At 55.4% G+C, this 21294-nt stretch carries 24 protein-coding genes; 12 read left to right on the top strand and 12 right to left on the bottom strand.

What is annotated here, in order from left to right; translation table 11 throughout:
- Positions 1-35: 35 nt before the first annotated feature.
- From ACZ5OO_RS06620 to ACZ5OO_RS06595, 6 genes are all read right to left on the bottom strand, one after another.
- Positions 36-1283 carry an MgtC/SapB family protein gene (locus ACZ5OO_RS06620; protein ID WP_464078570.1) on the bottom strand — a complete coding sequence of 416 codons (1248 nt, stop codon included), beginning with the start codon at positions 1281-1283 and terminating at the stop codon, positions 36-38.
- A 54-nt stretch (positions 1284-1337) separates the two neighbouring features.
- A complete protein-coding gene (locus ACZ5OO_RS06615; protein ID WP_464078074.1) occupies positions 1338-2489 on the bottom strand; it encodes an alkaline phosphatase family protein in 1152 nt (383 codons plus the stop codon).
- A 70-nt stretch (positions 2490-2559) separates the two neighbouring features.
- Positions 2560-4017 carry an Asp-tRNA(Asn)/Glu-tRNA(Gln) amidotransferase subunit GatB gene (gene gatB, locus ACZ5OO_RS06610; RefSeq protein ID WP_464078073.1) on the bottom strand — a complete coding sequence of 486 codons (1458 nt, stop codon included), beginning with the start codon at positions 4015-4017 and terminating at the stop codon, positions 2560-2562.
- On the bottom strand, positions 4014-5453 hold the full coding sequence (gene gatA, locus ACZ5OO_RS06605) for an Asp-tRNA(Asn)/Glu-tRNA(Gln) amidotransferase subunit GatA (protein WP_464078072.1): 1440 nt from the start codon (positions 5451-5453) through the stop codon (positions 4014-4016). Before gatA ends, gatB begins: the two co-directional genes overlap by 4 nt.
- Before the next feature lie 2 nt (positions 5454-5455).
- On the bottom strand, positions 5456-5761 hold the full coding sequence (locus ACZ5OO_RS06600) for a hypothetical protein (RefSeq protein WP_013266384.1): 306 nt from the start codon (positions 5759-5761) through the stop codon (positions 5456-5458).
- Positions 5762-5802: 41 nt separating this feature from the next.
- Positions 5803-6861, bottom strand: a complete 1059-nt coding sequence (locus ACZ5OO_RS06595; protein WP_013266383.1) for a phosphate signaling complex PhoU family protein — start codon at positions 6859-6861, stop codon at positions 5803-5805.
- Between the two features lie 115 nt (positions 6862-6976).
- On the opposite strand from ACZ5OO_RS06595, the gene ACZ5OO_RS06590 reads away from it, so the two are divergent.
- Positions 6977-7597: a trimeric intracellular cation channel family protein gene (locus ACZ5OO_RS06590; RefSeq protein ID WP_013266382.1), complete on the top strand. Its 621-nt coding sequence runs from the start codon at positions 6977-6979 to the stop codon at positions 7595-7597.
- Here ACZ5OO_RS06590 and ACZ5OO_RS06585 read toward each other — a convergent pair.
- Positions 7575-9167, bottom strand: coding sequence for a radical SAM protein (locus ACZ5OO_RS06585; RefSeq protein ID WP_464078071.1), 1593 nt, complete (start codon positions 9165-9167; stop codon positions 7575-7577). The genes ACZ5OO_RS06590 and ACZ5OO_RS06585 overlap by 23 nt on opposite strands.
- A 200-nt stretch (positions 9168-9367) precedes the next feature.
- Here ACZ5OO_RS06585 and ACZ5OO_RS06580 point away from each other — a divergent pair, with 200 nt between their 5' ends.
- Positions 9368-10159, top strand: coding sequence for an aldose epimerase family protein (locus ACZ5OO_RS06580; protein WP_464078070.1), 792 nt, complete (start codon positions 9368-9370; stop codon positions 10157-10159).
- Here ACZ5OO_RS06580 and ACZ5OO_RS06575 read toward each other — a convergent pair.
- Together ACZ5OO_RS06575 and ACZ5OO_RS06570 are read right to left on the bottom strand one after the other, a co-directional pair.
- A complete protein-coding gene (locus tag ACZ5OO_RS06575) occupies positions 10156-10902 on the bottom strand; it encodes a CoA-transferase subunit beta (protein ID WP_464078069.1) in 747 nt (248 codons plus the stop codon). The genes ACZ5OO_RS06580 and ACZ5OO_RS06575 overlap by 4 nt on opposite strands.
- On the bottom strand, positions 10902-11735 hold the full coding sequence (locus tag ACZ5OO_RS06570; RefSeq protein WP_464078569.1) for a CoA transferase subunit A: 834 nt from the start codon (positions 11733-11735) through the stop codon (positions 10902-10904). The genes ACZ5OO_RS06575 and ACZ5OO_RS06570 overlap by 1 nt, the downstream gene beginning before the upstream one ends.
- 113 nt (positions 11736-11848) lie before the next feature.
- Between ACZ5OO_RS06570 and aspS the strand changes: the two genes are divergently transcribed.
- From aspS to ACZ5OO_RS06545, 5 genes are all read left to right on the top strand, one after another.
- Positions 11849-13177 carry an aspartate--tRNA(Asn) ligase gene (gene aspS / locus ACZ5OO_RS06565; RefSeq protein WP_464078068.1) on the top strand — a complete coding sequence of 443 codons (1329 nt, stop codon included), beginning with the start codon at positions 11849-11851 and terminating at the stop codon, positions 13175-13177.
- Positions 13177-13752 carry a DUF429 domain-containing protein gene (locus ACZ5OO_RS06560; RefSeq protein WP_464078067.1) on the top strand — a complete coding sequence of 192 codons (576 nt, stop codon included), beginning with the start codon at positions 13177-13179 and terminating at the stop codon, positions 13750-13752. Before aspS ends, ACZ5OO_RS06560 begins: the two co-directional genes overlap by 1 nt.
- A 93-nt stretch (positions 13753-13845) precedes the next feature.
- On the top strand, positions 13846-14907 hold the full coding sequence (locus ACZ5OO_RS06555; RefSeq protein ID WP_464078066.1) for a phosphoesterase: 1062 nt from the start codon (positions 13846-13848) through the stop codon (positions 14905-14907).
- A gap of 83 nt (positions 14908-14990) precedes the next feature.
- The gene (locus ACZ5OO_RS06550) at positions 14991-15344 is read left to right on the top strand and encodes a transcription factor S (protein WP_013266374.1); all 354 of its coding nucleotides are present in this window, start codon (positions 14991-14993) and stop codon (positions 15342-15344) included.
- A gap of 86 nt (positions 15345-15430) precedes the next feature.
- Entirely contained in the window at positions 15431-16576 is a 1146-nt protein-coding gene (locus tag ACZ5OO_RS06545; RefSeq protein ID WP_464078065.1) for a glycosyltransferase family 2 protein, read from the top strand.
- Here ACZ5OO_RS06545 and ACZ5OO_RS06540 read toward each other — a convergent pair.
- Positions 16573-16935: a hypothetical protein gene (locus tag ACZ5OO_RS06540; protein WP_013266372.1), complete on the bottom strand. Its 363-nt coding sequence runs from the start codon at positions 16933-16935 to the stop codon at positions 16573-16575. The two genes, ACZ5OO_RS06545 and ACZ5OO_RS06540, sit on opposite strands and share 4 nt — an antisense overlap.
- Before the next feature lie 188 nt (positions 16936-17123).
- Here ACZ5OO_RS06540 and ACZ5OO_RS06535 point away from each other — a divergent pair, with 188 nt between their 5' ends.
- The 4 genes from ACZ5OO_RS06535 to ACZ5OO_RS06520 all read left to right on the top strand — a co-directional run bounded on the left by ACZ5OO_RS06535 (position 17124) and on the right by ACZ5OO_RS06520 (position 19692).
- Entirely contained in the window at positions 17124-17960 is an 837-nt protein-coding gene (locus ACZ5OO_RS06535; RefSeq protein WP_464078064.1) for a DUF655 domain-containing protein, read from the top strand.
- The gene (gene rsmA, locus ACZ5OO_RS06530) at positions 17957-18709 is read left to right on the top strand and encodes a 16S rRNA (adenine(1518)-N(6)/adenine(1519)-N(6))-dimethyltransferase RsmA (RefSeq protein WP_464078063.1); all 753 of its coding nucleotides are present in this window, start codon (positions 17957-17959) and stop codon (positions 18707-18709) included. The genes ACZ5OO_RS06535 and rsmA overlap by 4 nt, the downstream gene beginning before the upstream one ends.
- Positions 18682-19305, top strand: a complete 624-nt coding sequence (locus tag ACZ5OO_RS06525; protein ID WP_464078062.1) for a methyltransferase — start codon at positions 18682-18684, stop codon at positions 19303-19305. Before rsmA ends, ACZ5OO_RS06525 begins: the two co-directional genes overlap by 28 nt.
- Before the next feature lie 72 nt (positions 19306-19377).
- Entirely contained in the window at positions 19378-19692 is a 315-nt protein-coding gene (locus tag ACZ5OO_RS06520) for a hypothetical protein (RefSeq protein ID WP_464078061.1), read from the top strand.
- Positions 19693-19696: 4 nt separating this feature from the next.
- Here the strand turns inward: ACZ5OO_RS06520 and ACZ5OO_RS06515 are convergent, their stop codons facing one another.
- Together ACZ5OO_RS06515 and ACZ5OO_RS06510 are read right to left on the bottom strand one after the other, a co-directional pair.
- Positions 19697-20074 (bottom strand): hypothetical protein, encoded by a 378-nt coding sequence (locus ACZ5OO_RS06515; RefSeq protein ID WP_464078060.1) that lies wholly within the window; start codon positions 20072-20074, stop codon positions 19697-19699.
- A 35-nt stretch (positions 20075-20109) separates the two neighbouring features.
- Positions 20110-20379, bottom strand: coding sequence for a hypothetical protein (locus ACZ5OO_RS06510; RefSeq protein ID WP_013266366.1), 270 nt, complete (start codon positions 20377-20379; stop codon positions 20110-20112).
- Positions 20380-20709: 330 nt separating this feature from the next.
- Here ACZ5OO_RS06510 and hxlB point away from each other — a divergent pair, with 330 nt between their 5' ends.
- The gene (gene hxlB / locus ACZ5OO_RS06505; RefSeq protein ID WP_048812953.1) at positions 20710-21291 is read left to right on the top strand and encodes a 6-phospho-3-hexuloisomerase; all 582 of its coding nucleotides are present in this window, start codon (positions 20710-20712) and stop codon (positions 21289-21291) included.
- Positions 21292-21294 lie beyond the last annotated feature (3 nt).

Here is a 21294-nt window from a genome sequence, read left to right as displayed (position 1 = left end):
CCAAGCGGAGAGGGCCTTGGGCTACCGGAAGGCCTTTACGCAACGTCAAGGAGATACATAAGGACTGCCGTGAAGGCCCCCAGGGCCGCAGAGCCCGCTATCACCAGCCTCCTGTAGCTCCAGCTGGACGATAGCAGTGAGAGGAAGGCCTTCTCTATCACTCCAGCGGTCAGCGAGAGCAGCGCCAGCTGGGCCGCCACCTTTAAGGTTATTATAGAACGGTTGTAAAGGATTCCGACAGCTATTACAGCTCCAAGGGCGTTCCCGAGGGCGCTTACAAATATTGTAATAGGTAACAGGCTTGGGAAGAGGACGCCTATGGCCTTGGCGACTGAAGTTATTATGAAGAGGAGCACGGCAAACTCCACTATCCTCAGTATCGGGAGCGGCGTCGAGGGAGGCTCTATGTTAGTTGGGCTCAGCTCCTTGAATTTAATCGCTCCAAGAAGGGTTAAAACTAAAGCTATGAGCATGGTCGGGACAGCAACTATGGCTGCGAGCTGCGCCGAGTAAGTTGTGAAGTATATAGCTGCCAGCACCTGTATGAGCGCGAGAGGCACGTTAGAGAGCAATGTATTTAGGGCGAGCGACCTCGAAGCCTCCCGCCTCTCGTTGCTTAGCTGTATAAGGCTGAGCGTCACGGTAGTGCTTGATATGAGGCCGCCTATTATTGTAAACGCCAGGAGCCCCCTCTTAGAGACCCTCAGGGTCACGTACTGGGCGAAGAATATTATGGCAACGACCACCACAGTGAACCAGAACTCGTATGGGTTGAAGATGCCGAGGGGCCCTATGAACTTGTCTGGCAGCAGCGGCAGTATGACTAGTGATATCACCAGGAGGTTCAGGAGCGCCAGCAGCTCCTCGCGCCTAATCCTTGATATAGCATTAAGGAGCTGGGTCTTGTAGAAGCTAAGCACGGCCACGAGCACTGATATTACAGTGCCCTGAAGGTACATGCCCATGCCTACTAATATCCCTGAGGCGAACACGAGGAACATGCTGACGTAAGTAGTCGCTCCAAGGCTTCTTGTGGCCCTGGCCCTCTCCACGTATATTGTGGCCGCTATCACCGTAATAGAAATGAAGGCGACCCCCAGGAGCAGGTAACCGGCCTTCTCATAGAGCAGAGCAAAAACGTAGCCCAACATTGAAGTGAAAATGGAGGTCCTCAGCCCCAGGAATATCCTTGAACCAGTTATCTTTCTATACTCGTTGACGAGGCCGACTATCGCCCCCACCGCCACAGACATCAGCAGAGGCTCCAGCTCTGAGTAAGCCATAGCCACCTACTCTTTCACAGCTTTAGCCTTGCAAGGGCTTTTAAAATGTGAAGGTTACTGCCAGATCACCAGGGGTATGTACATCTCTTCAGGCGTCATTCCGCTGTGGTTGCCCCTGAGCCTCAGGGCAGGGTCGTCATCCCTGTAAGAGTAGTGGTACTTGGAGGCCGGGTCCGTCGCCACGCCCAGGTAGTCACCCAGTATATTATCAGCTACAAAGCTGTCGACCCTGCCAAGTATGCCGCTCTCTATGACCTCCTGCTTGCTCATCACCTCGAGCTTATACTTGGACTTTAGCATGTCCCTTATGTTCTCCCGGGTCCTGAACCAGACGGCCCTTGAGTCGCCGTAGGGAGGCACCTCAAGCACCTTAAGTAACTCCTCGTCATTGTTAAACACATAGACGTTGTTCACGGTTACTTGACCGTGATCTGACAGCAGCAGGAACGTGTACCTGTCCTTGTACTTCTGGGCGAGCTCGTCCAAGTGCGTCAAGGTAAGCCTGAGCTCCTCAAGTATCAGGTCCCTGTGCTGGCTCCTAAAGCCATAGCCGTGCCCTATGTGGTCAGGGTTATCATAGTACACGTATATGAGGTCGTAGGGCTCACCCTCTAAAGCCTCCCTGAGGGAGGCCACCATCTCAAACGAGTTGGAGTGGGACTTTATCTTAGTTAGGCCCTCCTGAGGCCTGGTGTTCAAGTAGGTCCTGGTGAGCTCCCCGCTGGCGGCGCCGCTTGACATGAGCGCCAACACCTTGGCTGAGCTCTCAGCAAGCCATGGCTTGACGGGAAACGCCCTCTGAAGCGGCATATAATCTATGGTACCGGACCCGCTCTCAGCCATATACGAGTACTTTATTCCGTTTATCACGCCGCCGAGCCTTTTATTGAAGACCGTGTAGCCCACTAGACCGTGCTCGCCCGGCGACTGGGCCGTCATTAAGGTGCTCAAGGCCGCGGCAGTTGTTGATGGGAACACAGTCGTAGCCCTAGTTACAGAGCCTGACACCTTGACTCCCGACTCCACGAAGAGGTCCCAGCTGAGCGCGTCAAGGTATATAAGTACCAGCCTCCTGCCAGTTATCTCAAAGCTCTTGCCTATACACTGCCTTTTGACACCAAAGAACTCCGCAAGGCCACATGAGACGGAGTACAGGTTGCTCTCAGTAGTATAATCTGGCCACACGAAGTCCTGCTTCTCCTCCATACTTGCCTCCCAGCGTCTTGGCCCACAGCAAGGCTTTAACTTCTATGTATTAATCTTAACAGTGGAGGCCTCAGTTGTCCTTATTGTTACCTTGAAGCTGCCTTAGTTCCTTGAGTATGACGCTGCGCACAAGCTTAGGGTCAACGGCGTAGCCCCTCCTCATCTTGAGCGCTGAGCCAACCAGGTAGTCGAGGGCCTCCTCCCTGCCACTTAGGTAGTCTTTAACCGCTTTCTTCTCCTTAGACAGGACGGCTGTGATTACCTCGCTTAGGTCGCTCAGCCTGGGAGGCAGCAGCCTCTCAATGGGTGTCTCAGGGTTTGCAGCCAGCTGCGGCAACGCGTTATACTTAATCTCATCGTAGGTGTATTCGCCCCGACTGATGAGCTCGGCTAGAGCGGCTATGGTCTCTGGCGAAGGCCATGAGCTGTCCTCGTGCGGGTCCACACCCTGCTTCTTCATGAGGCCCTTGAGGTCAACAGCTATCATTCTGGCTACTATAAGCGGATCCGCTCCCTTCTCCACGGCGCTCAAGTAAACCGAGAGGGCCGGCCTGTAGAGCACTATGCTCCACGCCTGCCTTCTGGGCACTCCATGGGCCGTTATGACATCCATGAATTTGGCGGGGTCCCTGAGCATCAGCGACCTGGCCTCCTCTATGAGCTCCTTCATGGGCACCGGAGGTATGTCTGGGTCTGGGAAGTACAGGTACTCCTCCTCAGTCTCCTTAGCCCTCTGTGGCTTAGTGACCTTTCTAACGGGGTCCCAGCCCCTCGTCTCCCTCTCTACACGGCCTCCCTGGGAGACGAGCTTGCTCTCCCTGAACAGCTCATACCTTATGGCCCTCTCCAGGTCAAGGGTGCTCCCTATGTTCTTAATCTCCACCCTCTCGCCGCCCTCAACGCTGACGTTTGCGTCGACCCTGAAGGCTCCGTCAAGGCGCGGGTTAGTGGCGCCTATGTACTCCATGATGAGCAGCAGGTACTCCACGAACCTTCTTACATCCCTGGGGCTCCTCAGCTCCGGCTCCGTGACGACCTCCACTAGGGGTACCCCACTCCTGTTGTAGTCTATATAGGCGTTCTCGCTCGACGTTATCGTGCCATCGTACTCAGTCCTGCCGGGGTCCTCCTCTACGTTTATCCTCCTTATTGTGACCTCGCGCCACCCGTCAGCGTCAGGGTCGTAGTACCTAGCCCTGCCCCTAAGACATATGGGGGCGCCGCCACCGCCCTGGTACTGCGTTATCTGGTAGTTCTTGGGCAGGTCTGGGTAGAAGTAGTGCTTCCTCGTGAATATCATCGCTGGCGGCATCTCACAGTTCATGAGCATGGAGAGGGCTGTGGCGAACCTGAGCGGCTGCCTCCTTGGCACAGGTAAAGCGCCTGGGAGGCCCATGCACACTGGGCACACGTTACTGTTCGGCGCCATGCCCCTGTAATTTGACCTGCAGTCGCAGAACAGCTTGGTCCCGGCCTCGGTGAGCTGTAAGTGTATTTCAAGGCCTATCTTGAAGGGCAGGTAGCTCATGCCATCACACCCCCGAGCCCTGTAACGCTTTCAACGAGCTCGCCCAGGGCTACCAGCTTGGCCTCTTCAAGAGGGCCTCCCATGAACTGCACACCAACAGGCAGATCACTGTAGAAGCCTGCAGGCATGGCAAGGGAGGGGACTCCGGCCAGGTTAGCAATTACCGTGTAGACGTCAAGGGCGTACAGCTTGAGCGGGTCCGTTATCCTTTCGCCTATCCTGGGCGGCAGCGTTGGGCTCACGGAGCCCGCAACTACGCAGTTCCTGGTAAGTCTTAGGACCTCGTCCCTCAACAGCCTTCTGCCCTTGGCCGCTGCCACGTAGAACTCGTCGCGGTAGCCCTCGCTCAGGGCCATAACTCCCAGCACTATCCTCCTCTTGACCTCCCTGCCGAAGCCCCTGGCACGGGTGGCGGTTACCGTCTCCGTGTAGTTGGGCCTCAGCTCAGCGAAGGGGTAAAGCTTGCCGTCATACCTGGCCAGGTTGCTCGCGGCCTCGGCCAAGGCTATTGTATAGTATATGGGCAGCGCGTCGGCAGCTGAGGGAAGAGACGCGTCGTAGTTTACCTCGACGCCCTCGGACTGCAGCCTGTCAAGGAGTTTAATTATGGTTCCTCTCACGGGGGCGTCCGAGCCGTCTATCATCTCATGGGGAACGCATATGCGAAAGTCCTTGGGGTTCGGCGAAGGCGTAGAGCTTAAGCTGATCCTGTCAATAGTTAAGCTGGTAGCGTCGCGAGGGTCGTGACCTGCTATCACTTCGAGGAGCAACGCGACGTCCCTCACGGACCTGGCCATAGGGCTTATCTGCTCCAGGCTGTTGGCATACGGTATGAGGCCGTACCTGCTCACGAGGCCATACGTCGGCTTAAGCCCCACCGTGCCAGTGTAAGCAGCGGGGAGCCTGACGGAGCCTCCTGTGTCACTTCCCAGGGCCAGGTCGGCGCCGCCATAGGCCAGCGCCGCGGCGGAGCCGCCACTGCTTCCCCCTGGCACCCTGTCTAGATCCCAGGGGTTACGCGTTGGCCAGAAGCCGCTGAGCTCCGTGGTGCTGCCCATCGCGAACTCGTCCATGTTGGTCTTTCCTATTATTATGGCCCCCGCTTCCAGGAGCCTCTCAACAACGGTTGCATTAAATGGCGGCACGTACCCCGAGAGGATCCTTGAGCCTGCAGTGGTCGGCGCGAAGCTTGTTGATATGTTGTCTTTAACTGCAACAACTAAGCCTGCAAGTGGGAGCTTGCGGCCCTCCCTGAGCTCCCTCTCAACTTCCTTCGCCCTTTTGATCACCACATCCCTGTCAAGCAGGGTTATGAAGCCCTTGACTTTTGGCTCCCACCTCTCAATAGCTTCATATACCTCCATAACGTGCTCCTCCGGCGTCTTAGAACCCGAGAGCACCTCTGAGAGCACAGAAGCGGCGGTCCTTGCCTTCATCGTTACCCGCCCCTCCACGGCACCCTGACCATGCCATCCTTAAGGCGATCCTCAGGAAGCCACGTTATTGTAATGCGCCTCTCGGCCACCTGCTGAGGCGGCGACAGCGTCTCGTCCCAAACATTATAGAGAGGCTCCACCCTGAAGTCCCTGTACTTCGAAACCCTTGAAAGCAGCGACCTGATGTTACTTACATCAACGCAGAGCTGTTGAAGTTCATCCTCCTCAAAGGAAAGCCTGGAGAGCCTCAGAAGCCGCAGAAGCTCCTCAAGCTCCTCCCTCGAACATTCCCCAAAGGGAACCTGCACCCCCGCACAACTCAAAGATAAGGGCGTTTTATTCTTTTCTTTCAGGACGCGAACGCCCTTCTGTTCTCAAGGCTCCTTAGGGCGTTCAGGCCCATCATGGCCTCGAGCAGATCTATCGTCTGCGCCACTATCCTCCTGGCGCCGTCAAATATTGGGTAGCACTCGTTGGCACAGCCAGAGGCCCTGGCCTTTGAGTAGAGCTCCGCCACCCACACGGCCTCCCTGTGAAGGGACTCATACATGAGGAGTATCTGCTCCTGCGAGAGCGTGTTTATGAGGTCTATGGAGCTGAGGACGCTCAGCTTCACCTTGTCAAAGAGCTGCCTTATCTCGGGGGTCAGCTGGCCGTTATAGTCAAGGAGCCACTGGGCTATTGAGACGACTTGGTCAGCTATGCGCTCAAGGCTTTTGACCATCGTGTAGAGGTTTATAGCTTCTGCCAGCGCGTTCATGCCAAGCTCCTTGGGGCTCATCAGGCCCTGGAGCGCGAGGTTCAGCTGCTTGAATATATAGAGGTAGAGCTTATCTACTATATCGTCGCGCCTTATTATTGCGTCAAGGAGGTCCCTCTGCTTTAAGCCCTCAATCACGTCCGAGAGGTCAGTTATCATGGACTTCACTACCCTTATCATGTTCTCCACTGCAGTGTGAGCCGATATGGAGGTGAGGTCCACCACCGTCTTCAAGGTTAGCTGATCGTTGGACTCCTCCAGCAGCTCAAGGCCTATAGTCTTGGTTCTCACGAAGTTAGCTATTCTTTCAGCGGCCTCGGCCATCTGGGTGTCGAACTTTATATTTATGGTGTCGTAGCCCGCCAGGTAAGCTGATATTATCTGCATGGATAGCACCGCGTCGCTCAGGTTAGGCCTCAGCACTACTTCAGTAGCCCTCTCAACGCTCCTTGAGGCGGAGTTCGGCGACCTAAGCCTTATCCACCCCTCTGGGTTTAGTTCGAGGAGAACCTCTGAGCCCTTGTCTATATTGAGCACCTTAGCCCACTCTTTAGGAAGAGAGACTATATAGGTCGAGCCGCCAGTTATCTGAACCTTCCTCTTGACAATGAAGGAGCTGGCCTCCCCTTCCTCGTCCTGTCCCTGCAACTCTTAGCCCCTATATAACTTATATGCCTAAACGAAGGGTTAAATATAGCACCTGAGGCCATTGGACAAGTAGATCTGAAAAGCGCGCCTTCTGCGCTTTTAAAGGCGACGCGGTATGGTCTCGCTGCTCGGGCTGCTTAACTATATAGGCATAGTGAGCTTCTCAGCCTCTGGCGCCCTTAAGGGCGTCAGGAAGGGCCTGGACATATTTGGCGTCGCGGTGCTTGGGCTCGTAACCAGCTATGCTGGCGGAATAATAGCCGAGGTCCTCCTAGGCATGGTGCCTCCGCTCGTGCTTAAGGACCCCCTCGACCTGTTAATGTCGATAGCGGTCTCCATAGGCGTCTTCTACTTCTGGAGGGCTTTGCAGAGGCCCTCAACTGCAAAGGCCCTCTTCGTCGCCGACGCGATAGGCCTCGCGGACTTTGCCGTCTTCGGGGCTTACTTGGCCACCTCAAGGGGGTTGAACGTAGTGGCCGTTGCCATAATTGCGACCTTGGTGGGCACGGGCGGTGGAGCGCTCAGGGACGTGCTGGTAGGGGAGATCCCTATGGTGCTCAGGAGGGAGATCTACGCCACCGCCGCTGCCGCTGGAGGCGTTGTCTACTACCTTGCGCAGGAGCTCTCCAAGGTATATGCCTCGGCCTTTGGGCTTGTGACTGTGCTGGCCTTAAGGCTTGTCTCCTACGAGCTCGGCCTTGAGCTTCCCAGGGCTAACCAGGCTCAGGCTGTATGACGCTTCCCTCCACGGCCCTTGCTGAGTGAACCCCCTCAACCCTGACTGCATCTATGTACTGTAGCTTCGGGTAGCTTCCCCTTATCATAACCATGAGCGGGTAGCTGCCAACCTGCCTCGCGTAGCAGTAGCCCAGCTCGCACTCCTCGACCCAGAGGCTCTTCATGATGGTGCCCTTCGGCGCTACCCAGGACAGCTCCATCCTGTCAAAGACGTGCCTCACGAAGTAAGTGAAGGACTTGGCCTCGGCCTCAAGCTTTCTGCTTATCCCCCACCTCATGTTGTAGACCCTCGTGGTGGGCAGCGCGAGTATCTTCCTCACGTTGACCCTCCTGACGAGCAGCCTCCTTCTCAGGATCTCCTCGAGGAACTCCCTGTTAAGCCTATAGCTCTCCCTCCTCTCGCCGGGCAGGCCCAGGATGAAGTTTATTCCTGGAAGCAGCTCAGGAAGCCCGTTGTAACCCCTTGAGGCCCCTACCTTGTTTATTATCTCTATGGCCTTCAAGGCATCATCAGCGGTCACCTTTAAGTTATTGAGCTTAACTACCTGAGGATCAACGCTCTCGACGCCCAGGGCCGCCACGTCCCCAGGCGTGTGGTACTTAACTATTACCTTGAGGGCCTCAGTCGACTCCTCCGGGTACCTGGCTATGGTGCCCGGGTTAACGTTGTCTATGTGAAGTACCTCAAGGTTAGGGGCCTCCGTGCGAATACCATGAAAGAGCCTCTCAAGCTCCTGCGGCGAGGGCCTCGGCCACTCCTCAGAGCCCAGCTGGCTTGAGTTATAGACCAGTATGTCTGCCTGCCTCCCCAGCCTGAAGTTCCTGACACCAACCTCGTAAAGCGCTCTTATCTCCTTAACTATTGCCATGGGGTCCCTGGCTATTGGCCTGCCCCTGAGGGGCTCAACGCAGAAGGAGCAGCCGCCGCTGACCCACCTGGCGCAGCCCCTGTAGGTCTCTATCTCTGCTATGAGGTTCTTGCCGAAGTTGGGGTGAAACCTTACTATGCTAGCGCCGAGGACCGCGAACCTGTTAACCTTGCTATAGTCCTCCCTGATAGCCCTCGGCGACGCGACCTCCTCACCATACTTAACAAGGTCGTAGACGTACTCCTCCGGGTCGCCCGTGACGAGAACGTCAAAGCCGTGAGCCTTAAAGAACGAGGGAGGGTAGCCCGCTGAGCCGCCCTCGGGCCCCATGCCCCACCTCGCGGCTGGGCCCACCAGGACCTTGAGCGGGCCCTCAAGCGACGAGGCTATGGAGGCCAGCTCCTCGGCCGTTGCAGGCCTACCGCCTATGTACTTTCCTGGAACTACAACACCGGCTATGAATATTACGGCCTCATAAAGCCTCAGCAGCTGGGCCGGGTTGGGCCTCTGCCTCAGCTCATCAATTGTTATGTAGTGAACCTTGGCAGCCTTATCGACGTCAAACACGGCCCCAGCTATGTATCTGGCATACACGTCTATGTATGGAGGCACTCCCAGGCCTCCTGGCTCGTCGTTGTAACCATCTACTATCAGCAGTTTCCTCGGCCTCACGACTCGCTGGCCTCTCTGCCTGCGCAAAAGCCGAACCTTTTGAAGGCTTTTAGTTAAAACCTACGGCGTCGGGAACCCTGAGCCCCTCAGCACCGCTAAGTCGGGTAAGTTCTCCTCATCCGCCACCCTTAACGAGGACCCAGGGCCTTATTTACACTTAGCCCACCAGACTATCATTCTTAGCTTTAAAATAATCTGTTTTAACTGCCTTCTCTGGGTGAAAGTCGTTGATAAGGCTTCAGAGCGGCGGTGACGAGGCAGTCATACATGAAAAAGGCGCCTACCTGGCAGCTCTCAGGCACCGTGGGAGGGCTGTAATAACGGAGGGAGACCCCTCCACACCAACAAAGGCAGGCATGGCCTTCCTTGCGCCGTTCGCCAATAGGGTCAAGGGCGCAACTTACGTCTTTGACGGAATTATATACAGCCTGCCCCGCAACAGCGAAGGAAACGCCATTCATGGCCTGCTTCTCGACAGGGAGTTCAAGGTTATCAGCTCATCTGCGGACTCCGTGACGCTTGAGACCGTGCTCTCTCACCCAGGCTACCCCTCACAGCTCAACGTACAGGTCACGTATTCCATTAGCGAGGGCCTCCTGACGGCCGAGGCCGTGATCAGGAACCTAGGACCCAGGAGGGCGCCCTTAGTCGTGGGTTGGCACCCCTACTTCGCCGTCGGCAGCCTGCCGTGGAGGGTAGAGGCGGAGGCCTTCAGGTGCGAGGCCGTTGACAAGATACCAACGGGGAAGCTCTACTATTACGAGTTTGGCGATGACGGAGAGTATGATGACTGCTTCCTCGTTCCCTCAGGCCTAGTCAAGCTCATAGTAGATGGCAGGGAGGCCGTCAGGGTAGTAAGCGACAGTATGAAGTATTTCCAGATATACACTGGAATTAAGGGCTCCGTGGCCATAGAGCCCATGAGTGGGGCCCCTGACGCCTACCATAATCGCATGGGCCTCACCATCATTGAGCCCTCCCAATCGGTTAGAGTCGGCTTCAAAGCGTACTACGGTTAGCCGTAGCCCTCCTCATACCTTAGCCTGCCGCGGTCCGCCTCTGAGATGACCCTCAGCTCCTCCTCACTGAGAGGGGATATCACCCCGACCTTGTCAGGCACCGCTATTCTCATTGATGCGGACTTCAGGACGTCGTCCACAGTGAAGCCATACAACAGGGACCTGAGCACGGGCCCCTCTCGGGTGAACTCTATGAGGGCCTTGTTAGTGCACAGGTAAAGCGGCAGCCCCCTCCTGAGCCTCTCCTCGCCGCTCCCCGTGACGAAGTCAACCCTATGAACCAGCACCCTGGGCTCATGCCTTGCCCACACGACTATTTTCCTCACCAGCGGGAACAAATACGCGGCCGCCGCGCCCCCTGGGAGCTTCACCTTGGGCCTCTCGTAGCTGCCTATGGTCGTCAAGTTTATGTTCCCGCTCTCGTCCACCTGGGCCGCGCCAAAGAACATCAGGTCCATCCTACCCTTGGCAGCTATGTCAAAGGAGTCTATAGTAGTGAAGAACCCCACTGGGTCGGGCTCCATGGAGGGGTCGCCGGTGGAAGGCCTCACCGCAACCCTCGCGGGGTCAGGCATGAAAGACTCGCCTACGCTGTGCCATACAAAGTCCCTCTTAAGGTACCTGGCAGCATATACCATGGCAAGAGCTGGAAGTATGCTGTCCAGGCCGTGATATACGTAGTCGCCATCACGTATAAAGCTCGCCATACATTTTATCATAAGGTCCGTCGGCCTACTCGACATCATTGCCACCTCCTCAACAGGTTGTCCCTGATCCAATTCGCTGCTAACCCCTGTTTGGCAGCCTTGTAGTAGGCCTCTATGGCTCCGTAATCAGGCTCGTAGAGCCCATAGACTCCCGTGGGCCACGCACCCTCAGGGGCCCTGACCACGGCTGAGACGTACAGCGAGGTCGCTGAGAGCGTCAGGCCCAGGTCCCTGGTCAGTTTTCTAAGCTCCTCGCTGCCGACCACCTTCTCAGCAGATAGTATAACCCTCTTGGCAGCCCTTATCTTCAGCTCGTCCTCGAACCGCGGTCCCATTATCATCGCATTGCCGTACTCGTCACTCACGTGAACGTGAATCAACGCGACGTCAGGCTCTATGGACCTTACCGCGACTAGCTTCTCCCCAGTAAATGGGTCCTCTATGACCTTCCACGTGCCAGCTGCTTCATGTATTTTGAGCAGGTCAGAGCCCACGACGCCCCTTGTGGGCATGAATGGGACTCCCTGAGCGCCGGCCCTGAGGCCGGCTATTACAGCCCCGCAGGTGTCCTCCAGGTAGCTTATGGCACCCTCCTCAGCTTTCCTCCTCACCGTAGGCGCCAGGCCGTAATGCTCAAAAGTTGCCATAGCAGCCCTAACCCTGTTAACAGCGCCTGAGGCTACCATAATGTCGAGGCCAAGACCTGGCTCTCTGTCAACGAACGAGAGGCCCCTTACGCCAGCCCTTATTATTGCGGATATTAATGCCATTGGGTTTCTAAAGAACGTCATGCCGCTTATAGTAACCTCATCGTTGTCTCTCACTAGACCAGCTGCCTCACTTAGGCTGGTAAGCTTTACTGATGGCATAAGTCCCACAGATATTTTATTAATAGCCCCACATTTTTAACCTTAAAATGCAGAACGTATGGTCCCTATCAAGCTTAAAAATATGCTCACCGGCGTGCGACGCGGGGGCCAGCGTGCTAAAGGACAGCTTCATTTCCCAGGTATACGACAGGGCTAACAGCCTACTAGGCCAGAAAATCAGGGTGTGCGGCTGGGTCGACAACATAAGGGACCTGGGCGGCGTCAGGTTTGTGCTGCTCAGGGACAGGAGCGGCGTCCTTCAGGTCGTTATAAAGAAAGGCGTGACCCCCGAGACTGCCATAGAAACCTCTAAGGAGCTTGTCAAGGAAACCGTGGCCTGCTTTGAGGGCACCCTTGTTGAAAGCAAGAGCAAGCTGAAGTACGAGCTGCAGGCCTCAGGCATTCAGGTCCTCTCAAAGCCTGTGGAGCCCATACCCCTTGAACCGGCCACGAGCACCGAGGCCCAGCTCAACGTGAGACTTGACTACAGGTGGCTCGACGTCAGGAACCTTAAGGTGTCAGCCGTCTTCCAGTTTGAATCATGGGTCGCCAACAAGTTCAGGGAGTTCTTCAGGCAGAACGGCTTCGTCGAGGTGTTCACGCCTAAGATAGTGGCTGCCGGCACCGAGGGCGGAGCCGAGGTCTTCCCCGTGATATACTTTGGCAGGGAGGCTTACCTGGCCCAGAGCCCCCAGTTCTATAAGCAGATGGCGGTCATAGCAGGCCTTGAGAGGGTCTTCGAGGTGGGCCCTGTCTTCAGGGCCGAGGCCCACCACACCGTGAAGCACTTAACGGAGTTTCATGGGCTTGACATAGAGATGGGCTTCATAGAGGGGCCGGAGGATGTAATGAACATGCTTGAGTCCTTCTTCAGGTACCTCGCTAAGGAGGCGGAGGCTGACGACTCCATTAAGACTGTCCGCAACTACTTCGACCTGACGCTCAGGGTGCCGTCCAAGGTACCCCGTATAACCATAAGGGAGGCGTACGAGGTCCTCAAAGAGAGGTACAACCACCAGCTGCCCTACATGGAGGACCTTGACCCCCAGGCGGAGCGCGAGCTCGGCGACTATGTCCTTAAGGAGTACGACAGCGACTTCATCTTCGTCACCGAGTACCCGTGGAAGGTCAGGCCCTTCTACACGATGAGGAAGCCCCAGGAGCCGGAGTGGACGCTGGGCTTCGACCTCCTCTTCAGGGGCCTTGAGATAGCCACCGGCAGCCAGAGGGAGCACAGGTATGACCAGCTGCTCGCGAACCTCAGGGACAAGGGCCTGAACCCTGAGAGGTTCCAGTTCTACTTGAACTTCTTCAAGTACGGGGCGCCTCCGCACGGCGGGGCGGGCCTTGGGCTGGAGAGGATAGTTAAACAGTTCCTTAACCTTGATAACGTGAGGGAGGCCAGGCTGCTCCCAAGGGACCCAGAGAGGCTAACGCCCTGATGCCGTCCTTTGTTGGCATAGACCTGGCGGCCAGCCCGAAAGGGGTAACGGGGCTGGCCGTTGTGAGGGGCCGAAGCATCTCTACTAAAAGCGTCCACACTGATGAGGAGATTTTGAACTTCGTAGTGACGGCGTCCCCCGAAGTTGTGGCCCTGGACTCGCCGCTTAGCCTTGGAAAAGGACCCTTTAGGGACTTTGAGCTGGCAGCCATGTCAAAGGGCTTTAGGCTGCTCCCCTTAACGATGCGATCTATGAGGTTGCTTGCCATCAGGGGCATGAGAATAGCCCATACCCTATCTAGTCTTGGTATTAAAGTTATAGAGACCCACCCCGCCAGCGCGGTTAAGTCAAGCGGCTGCGCTGATGTGCGTGACGTTATAAGAAGCCTTGACCTTGAGGCGCTTCCGGGATCCATGTCTAACAGGCACGAGGTGGACGCCGCGGTGGCGGCCCTTGTTGCTATGTGCTACTCGGCTCAGACCTACTATAGCTTCAAAGGACTTGAGGGGGAGCTAGTCCTGTTGCCTGAGGGGCTCTGCAAAGGAACGTGCGATGCTGTAAGGCCTAAGCTTTAACTCTTTAAAGCGATAACAATTAAAAACGCTTTTCATTGCTGGACATGTAAAGTGAACTGGGGCTCCGCCGGGGCAGGAGGTTTTAGAGCCGCAATGAGCGAACAATGCCCTAAGATACTGATAGTTGGCGACTGGGACGCAGACGGAATCATCGCATCAGCTGAGATGGTCTATGCCAACGAGGTTGCAAAGGCCTTTCCCATAAAGGGTAATAAGTGTCCGACAGAGCTCCGGCCCGCGAGCCCAAGGACCATGTCTGAGGCCTTTAAGGGAGGCTGCTGGGACTACGTTATAATATTGGACATACCGTTCACTCAGGAGGTAGAGGCGTCCTTAGATCAGCTGACGGCAAGCGGCTGCAGGCCTAAGATCTACTACTTTGACCATCACAAGATAACCATAGAGAAGAGCACGTACATAGAGGGCAAGTACTCGGCCGTTACATTCATAGGGCTCTCGCCCACCTCGGTGCTTGTAAAGGTCTTCCTGGAGTCACTAGGCGTCAAGCTGACTCCAAGGCTTAAGGACCTCGTGTCGAGCGCGGCCGTGCTTGAGGGGGGCGGCTGGCTGAGCAGAAACAACAGAAGCGCAACTGAAGGCATGGTAAAGCTGGCGGCCTCCATATCTAAGGCAATAAACCAGTCCAAGGACCCTGAGCTCTGGAGAAAGTACGTACAGTGGGCCTCGAGCGTGTTGCCCTTTGAGGTCTCAGTAGTGCCGTCAGCCAGGGATTATGAGAACCTAGTGTCAAAGGGCCTTGAGGTCTCCGAGAGGAGCGACAAGGAAATAAAGGAGGTGGCCACGGGGCTGGCCATGACAGCTAAGGCCGTGGGCTTCCTGAAGCTGGTTGATGCCAGGGGCAAGTGGAACAAGAGCGGGGCCTCGGCGTTAGCTTCAGCCCTTTATAAGATCACCAGGGGCACCGTGGCCCTCCTTGTTTCAAAGGGCGACGACACGGAGCTCCTAATAATAAGGAGCGGCCACGGGGAGGCCATGAGGATAGCCGAGGAGCTCTTCAAGCAGGGCGTAATAGAGGACCTGGGAGGCCATGAGAACATAGCGTCTGGAAGGGTGAGGAAGGGCATCAGTGACAAGGAGCTCGAGGACGCCATTAGAAAGGCCTCGCTGGCAGCTTTCAGGTTCAGCGGCCAGTAACCGCCAAGGGCTGTGTTAACCTATTTAACTTGTAATTTATACCTCTGCCAGAGGCTGACGGGGCAGGAAGCATGGCACAGCAGATGAAGTTCTGTCCAAGGTGCGGCACGCTAATGAGGCCGAAGTCCATCAACGGCAAGTTAGTGTTCGTTTGCCCCAAGTGCGGCTATGAGGAGGAGGTGCCCAGCAAGGCGCGCGTTGCCACCCCGCTCAGCTTCACTGAGAGGGTTGCCCACACGCCTAAGGAGAGAATAATAGTAGTCGATGCAAACGCGCCGCCGCCCACGGCTCAGGTGCTTAAGGGCAGCGTCAGGTGCCCTAGGTGCGGCAACGACGAAGTGCTGGCGTGGATGATGCAGACCAGGGCCGCGGATGAGCCGCCTACCAGGTTCTACAGGTGCACCAAGTGCGGCTACACGTGGCGTGAGTACGCCTAAGCCATAAGTGACCCTGCCGAGCAGCTGCTTAGGTTAATATATTTCACCCCTTAACATCTTCTACAGGTGTCTTCGCCACGGACACGGTGCAGGAAATAGTTTCATCGCTTCAAATACCTCAGTCAGAGCCCTACGTCAAGTACGCAATTGCGGTCGACTGGGGCATGCTGAGCGTTTACCTCATAGTGCTTCTCATAGCCCTCACCGCGTACTCCGCGAAGAGGAGTCCAACAAAGGCCAATAACGTGGCCCTAGTGATACCTTCCGTAGCTGATGAGAAGGTCAGGGACTCGCTCATAATGTCCCTGAACCACAACAGGTTCCTGAACATTCCAATATATGTAGTGATTGATGAGGGCGCGCCTTTAGAGGGCTACCTGAAGAGCCTGAACTGGATCAACGTGGTCGTCGTACCTAAGGATTACAGAAGGGACCTGTTCGGCAAGGGAAGGGCCCTGAGGTACTTTGTGGAAAACTACGTAAGGCCTGACATGTGGTATGTCTTTCTTGATGATGATAACCTTGTCCTTGACGACAGCTTCCTCTACGAGATACCTTACTACGAGAGGAGAGGCTTCGTGGCCTTTAACCCCGTCCTCATGCCACGCAGGGGGAGGTCCTACCTGACATTTATAATGGACTTCACAAGGTTCCTTGACGACATCTCCTTCTTCAGGCTCTTCACAGGACTCGTAAAGAGGCCCTACGTGGGCCTCCACGGCGAACTGCTGGGAGTAAAGGGCTCCTTCCTGCTGAAGAGTAACGCCTTCAACGTGCCCAGCAGGGTGGAGGACTACATGTTCGCCGCCGAGGTCCTGAGGCTTGGGGGTCGCACGTGGCAGAGCAGGACCAGGGTGAGCATACTCAGCCCCAACTCGGTGAAGGACTTCATTAGGCAGAGGAGCAGGTGGCACGCGGGAATACTTGAGAGCTGGAAGAGAGTGCCAAACTCTATGAAGCTGATGACCTTCATTAAGTCGTTCCTGAGGACCGTGGGCATCGTAGGCCTGTGGGTCCTTGTGCCCCTGACCCACTCCCTTCTCCTGCTACTGCTGGCGGCGCCCACCAGCGCAGCCTACTGGTTCGTATACATCTATGGGGTCAGGAGGGCCGGCAAGCTTAGGTATCTCCTGGCAGTACCAGCCTTCTGGATGCTCGAAGGCTTTGGGTTCATATATGGCATCCTAAAGCTGAGGAGCAGGGACTTCGTAGTAATAGATAAGTCAATCTAGGCCTTAACTGGAGGCTGAAGGAGCTCTACTGCCTCCTTAAGGCTCTTCTCCCGGGCTGAGGGATCCGTTTCCCCGCACGCCTCCACTATCTTGGCCAATATCTTGTATATCCTTATTATCTCATCAGAGTGAATGTTAACCGTAGACTCCAGGCTCTTGTAGTTCGCGTTCAGCGAGTCTACCAGAAGCTCAAGGACGGAGACCACGTCCTCCACTTCCTCCTCATGATGATGGTGGTGATGCTCTTCCTCCATCTCCGAGTGCTCCCTGGCCTCAACTTCTTCAGATATCCTTTCCAGGTCCTCGCGTCTCTTTGGGAGATCCATCCTCCTCCTTCCTTTGCCGCCCTCCTCGCTCATGTAACTTCCCTGGGAGACGTGCCTCGGGAGGCTTAAAGTGTGTTACCGAGAGGTCAGGGCGTAGGCACCTTAGCTCTGAGTAGACGTTTTATAGCAATATAAAGGCTTCGCAACCAGATAATAGTTAGGTAGGTAACATAATGGCAGCGCCGAGGGGGCCCCCGAGGAGAGGAGAGCAGCAAGCAGAGGTGTCCCAAGTAGAGCGGAAAGCCATAATCTTGGACTACATGGAGGCCGGCTACTACCTGGACCCACACAGGTGGCACAGGGAGAAGCCGGTGGCCCAGGCAATCGGCGAGAGCAGGTTCACCCTGCTTGACGGCATTCCACTTCAGCCGGTGGAGCCCCTCGAGGAGGTCGCGGTGACCAAGGAGGTCCTTGAGACTGTGGAGGAGCCCCTAGACCCTGTTGGAAGGCACACAAGAAAGGTGAGCATACCTATGGCCTGCATTAGCACCGGCGACTCTAAGAGGGTCTGCCTGCCAACAGCTAAGGTTGAGCAGAGGCTACTTGACCTCCTTAAAGTTATGGCTGGCGATGAGCTTGAGATAGTTAATTCCCCCGCTGAGTTCTCCAGGACGCTCACCAACATGGGGCTGCCCCCTAAGGCCATAGCTGCCCCAAGGACTCCCCTCACATATGAAAGCCTAACGGAGATAGCCAAGAGGAACCTGAGGGAGGCCGTAAAGTTCATAATAAAGGCCAACGAGAGGGTTTTCATAGAGTTCTTCAATAAGGCTGAGCCCATAAACATAAGGCTTCACTCCATAGAGCTCCTCAGGGGAGTGGGCAAGAAGACCCTGATGGCCATTCTGGACGCCAGGACCAAGAAGCCCTTTGAGTCCTTTGATGAAATACGCAAGCTAATAAAGGACGACCCTGTTGAAGTGCTCACCGACAAGGTTCTTGAGGAGCTCGAGGGTCGTTCGAAATACAACCTATTTGTGATGCCCTCTGCCAGCGGGGTGCCCTTCCTGGATTACCTCTCGGTCCTTGAAGGAGCTCGCAAAGAGGGCCGTAAATGAGGTACCCGAGGGACCTTGGCCAGAGGTTCCTTGTCAACAAGGATGGGGTAAGCCTCTTCCTTGAAGGCCTCAGCGGCTTTGAAGGACTTGATGTATTAGAGGTGGGCCCCGGCGAGGGCCAGCTGACTGTATCAATAGCTAATGTGGCCAGGAGAGTCCTGGCGGTGGAGTTTGATAGGGAGCTTGCAGCTAGGCTCGTGGCTAGGGTCCCTTATAATGTCTCTATAATAGTCGGTGACGGAGCTAGGTACGCGCTCATAGCTAGGTCGCCAATACTGGTCTCGAACACCCCATTTTACCTCAGCAGCTCCATAATAACCAACGCTGCCAGAAACAACAACCTGGAACTCATGGTTCTTGGACTACAGCTTGAGGTCGCTAAGAGAGTCACGGCGCGCCCTGGAAGCGAGCTATACGGCAGGCTGTCAGTGATCTCCCAGGCCTACTTCAGGACGCAAATTATAGGGGTAATGCCGTCGTCGTGGTTTAAGCCAAGGCCTAAAGTTGACGCCGCCGTGGTGCGGATGGTGAGGATAAGAAGGTGGGACTCCATCGGTGAGGCCTTAGAGAAGGTCACCAGGTGCCTGTTCTCTTACAGGAACAAGCTGGTTACGAAGGCCGCTCTCCGTTGCCTGGGCAGCGTGCCAGAGGACTTCAAGAGCCTTCCCTCAAGCACCAGAGTCAGGGACCTAGCTCCAGAACAGCTGATCGGTGTTGCCAAGTGGCTGAGCTTGGGTGGGCAGATATAACTACTGCGGCTGGAAGGCTTAGAGTGGCCTTGTCCAGGTGTGTTTACGAGCCCAGCGACGACTCTCTGTTAGCGATAGACGCTATGGTAAAACTCAAGGAGATGGGAAGGACCTACGAGGCCGTGCTTGACCTTGGCACGGGTTCTGGCGTGCTGGCGTTGGCGTCTTTACTTCTTTTCCGCCCTAGAAGGCTTGCCGCTGTTGACATCTCTCCCTACGCTGTTGAGTGCGCCAGGGCAACGCTAGGCCCTGACGCGGCAGTTATACAATGCGATGGCGCCAGGTGCCTCAGCGGTGGATGGGATCTGATAATACTTAACCCTCCATACCTGCCCTCGAGCGATATTCCTCATGATGAGTGCGACTTCTGGGAGTTCATGGCGTGGAGCGAGGGCGCAAACCATGAAAGGCTGTGCAGGGATGCCGCTGAGGCCGGCAACGAGGTGCTTATAGTAAGGTCGTCATTGTCCTCGTTTAATGTAGACAGCTGTCTTAGGAACGAGGGGCTTCACATGGATGAAGTCTTGGCTAGCCGAAGGTTCTTTATGGAGGAGCTTCGCGTTGAACTATGGAATCGGTTTAGCGTTAAAAAATAAGGGTATTTCCCCTCTTTCGACAGGAATAGGATAATAATTAGTACAGGTTATTAACCTGTGGGGCTTTACGCTATGCAGAGCGTGTACTCCGAAACGCAGGGCGCTGAGATAATATCACTTGACGACATAAACGTCTCAAAGATTATAACTATAAGCGCTAAGATATCGCTGCCCGAGTCTATAGCAATAAACACCATAGCCGAGATCTGCCACGTCAGCAAGAGCTCGCTGGTAAGGGCTGCCATTGCGAGGCTCATAAGGGACTTCTACGCCGCAGCTCCTGAATCGCTGGCTGATCTGAACAAGGGCTTTATGGCATCGGCTATTATTGTGGATGAACAGATATCCAGGTGTCTGGAGAGGCTTTCTAAGAAGGAACCTAAGTAAGGGCTCAGGAGGAAAGGACCTCGCAAAGATCCCTAACTATGGCCTGAAATACCTCGCTGATCCTCCGGGCGCCGCACTCCTTTGCGCACAGGTTCCTCTCCACAGGGTCGCTCTTGGCGCCGCACTCCTCATAGGAGCACGCTTTCTCAAGCCTCTGCCTATCTATATAGATGACCACCAGGTTGCCCAGGTCGCTTACCTGAAGGAGTCTTCCTGCGCCGCTTACGTTTATTATCTTTAAGAGTGACTGGTAGTCGTCGAGCTTCTTATCTACGATGAACGCCCTCGGCCCAGACGACAGGGACCTAAGGAGCCTCTCAACGAGCTGCGACTCAGGTCTAGAAACCCCTTTACAGAACCCCTCGGCCTCAGTGGGGGACAAGTCTCGTCACTTCCGATCAGCGGTAATACCTTACATCACCGGCCTGAGTCCTGCCTTACAATAAACTTACTCCACTGCCTGAGGTATAAGTTCATTACCATGACTTCCCTCCTGGCGGCGTCAGGCTCGAGGCACCCAGTTTTAATTACCCTGCCATCTATGGTCTCTGCCACTATCCTCTGGTACCCCTTTGGCTTGCCGCAGTCCTCAACGCTGAAGCTCTTCAGGAGGCCGTTCATGGCAAGGCCCTCGACCTCTATGACTCCCCTCGGAGGCTCTGGAGAGTCTTCCCTGTCCTTCTTCAAGAGCGTCCCCATAACTGAGGCCAGGGCGGCCCTTAAAAATTAAGGATTATAACGCGTGTGCCCCGCCTAACCGTTTGCCCATCATCTTCATCTCCCTTATGGGATCTCAGGCAACGTGAGACCGGCGGGGCCACGTAGACCTATGGAACTTCAGGGGTGAAAACACTTCCGCTAAAGTAAAATATTTTATTTTTTAGAAATTCTAGGTTGCTTTACTTAACGGCAGAATCGCTGGACTGCAGCTTAACATTTTCATGAAAAACTTAAAGTTAGGGGTACTCTTGTTTGAGAGGGCTACATTTGAGCTCCGAGCACCCTGCCATAAAGGCTATGAAGGAGATCTCCGAGTTCGCGATTAGAGCTGCTGAAGTAATAGATGTCAGTGAGGTCGACAAGATGGTCGACATGTTGACCGACGTCTACCGCAGGAAAGGCAAAGCTTTAGTGATGGGCGCCGGCCGCAGCGGCCTTGTGGGCAAGGCCTTTGCCATGAGGCTCCTCCACCTCGGCTTTAACTCATACGTGCTCGGCGAGACCATAGTGCCCAGCATATCCAAGGGCGACGTTGCCATAGCAATCTCAGGCTCCGGCAGAACTGGCCTAATAGTTGACGCCGCTGACGCCGCCAAGAAGGTGGGCGCCTATGTAATAGCAATAACCACTTTCCCAGAGAGCCCACTAGGGAGCATAGCTGACCTGGTCGTCAGGATACCTGGGAGGTCCAAGATAAGCAAGATGGATGACTACTTTGCGAGGCAGATACTTGGACTTCACGAGCCCTTGGCCCCTCTGGGCACGCTATTTGAGGACACGGCCATGCTGTTCCTTGACGGCGTCGTCTACTACCTCATGATAAAGCTTAACGTGAGCGAGGATGAGATGAGGAGCAGACATGCGAACGTCGAGTTCTAAGTG

Source organism: Acidilobus aceticus, assembly GCF_055392325.1.
Note: the sequence above shows the minus strand (reverse complement) of the source record. Positions and strands in the feature narration are given on the sequence as shown.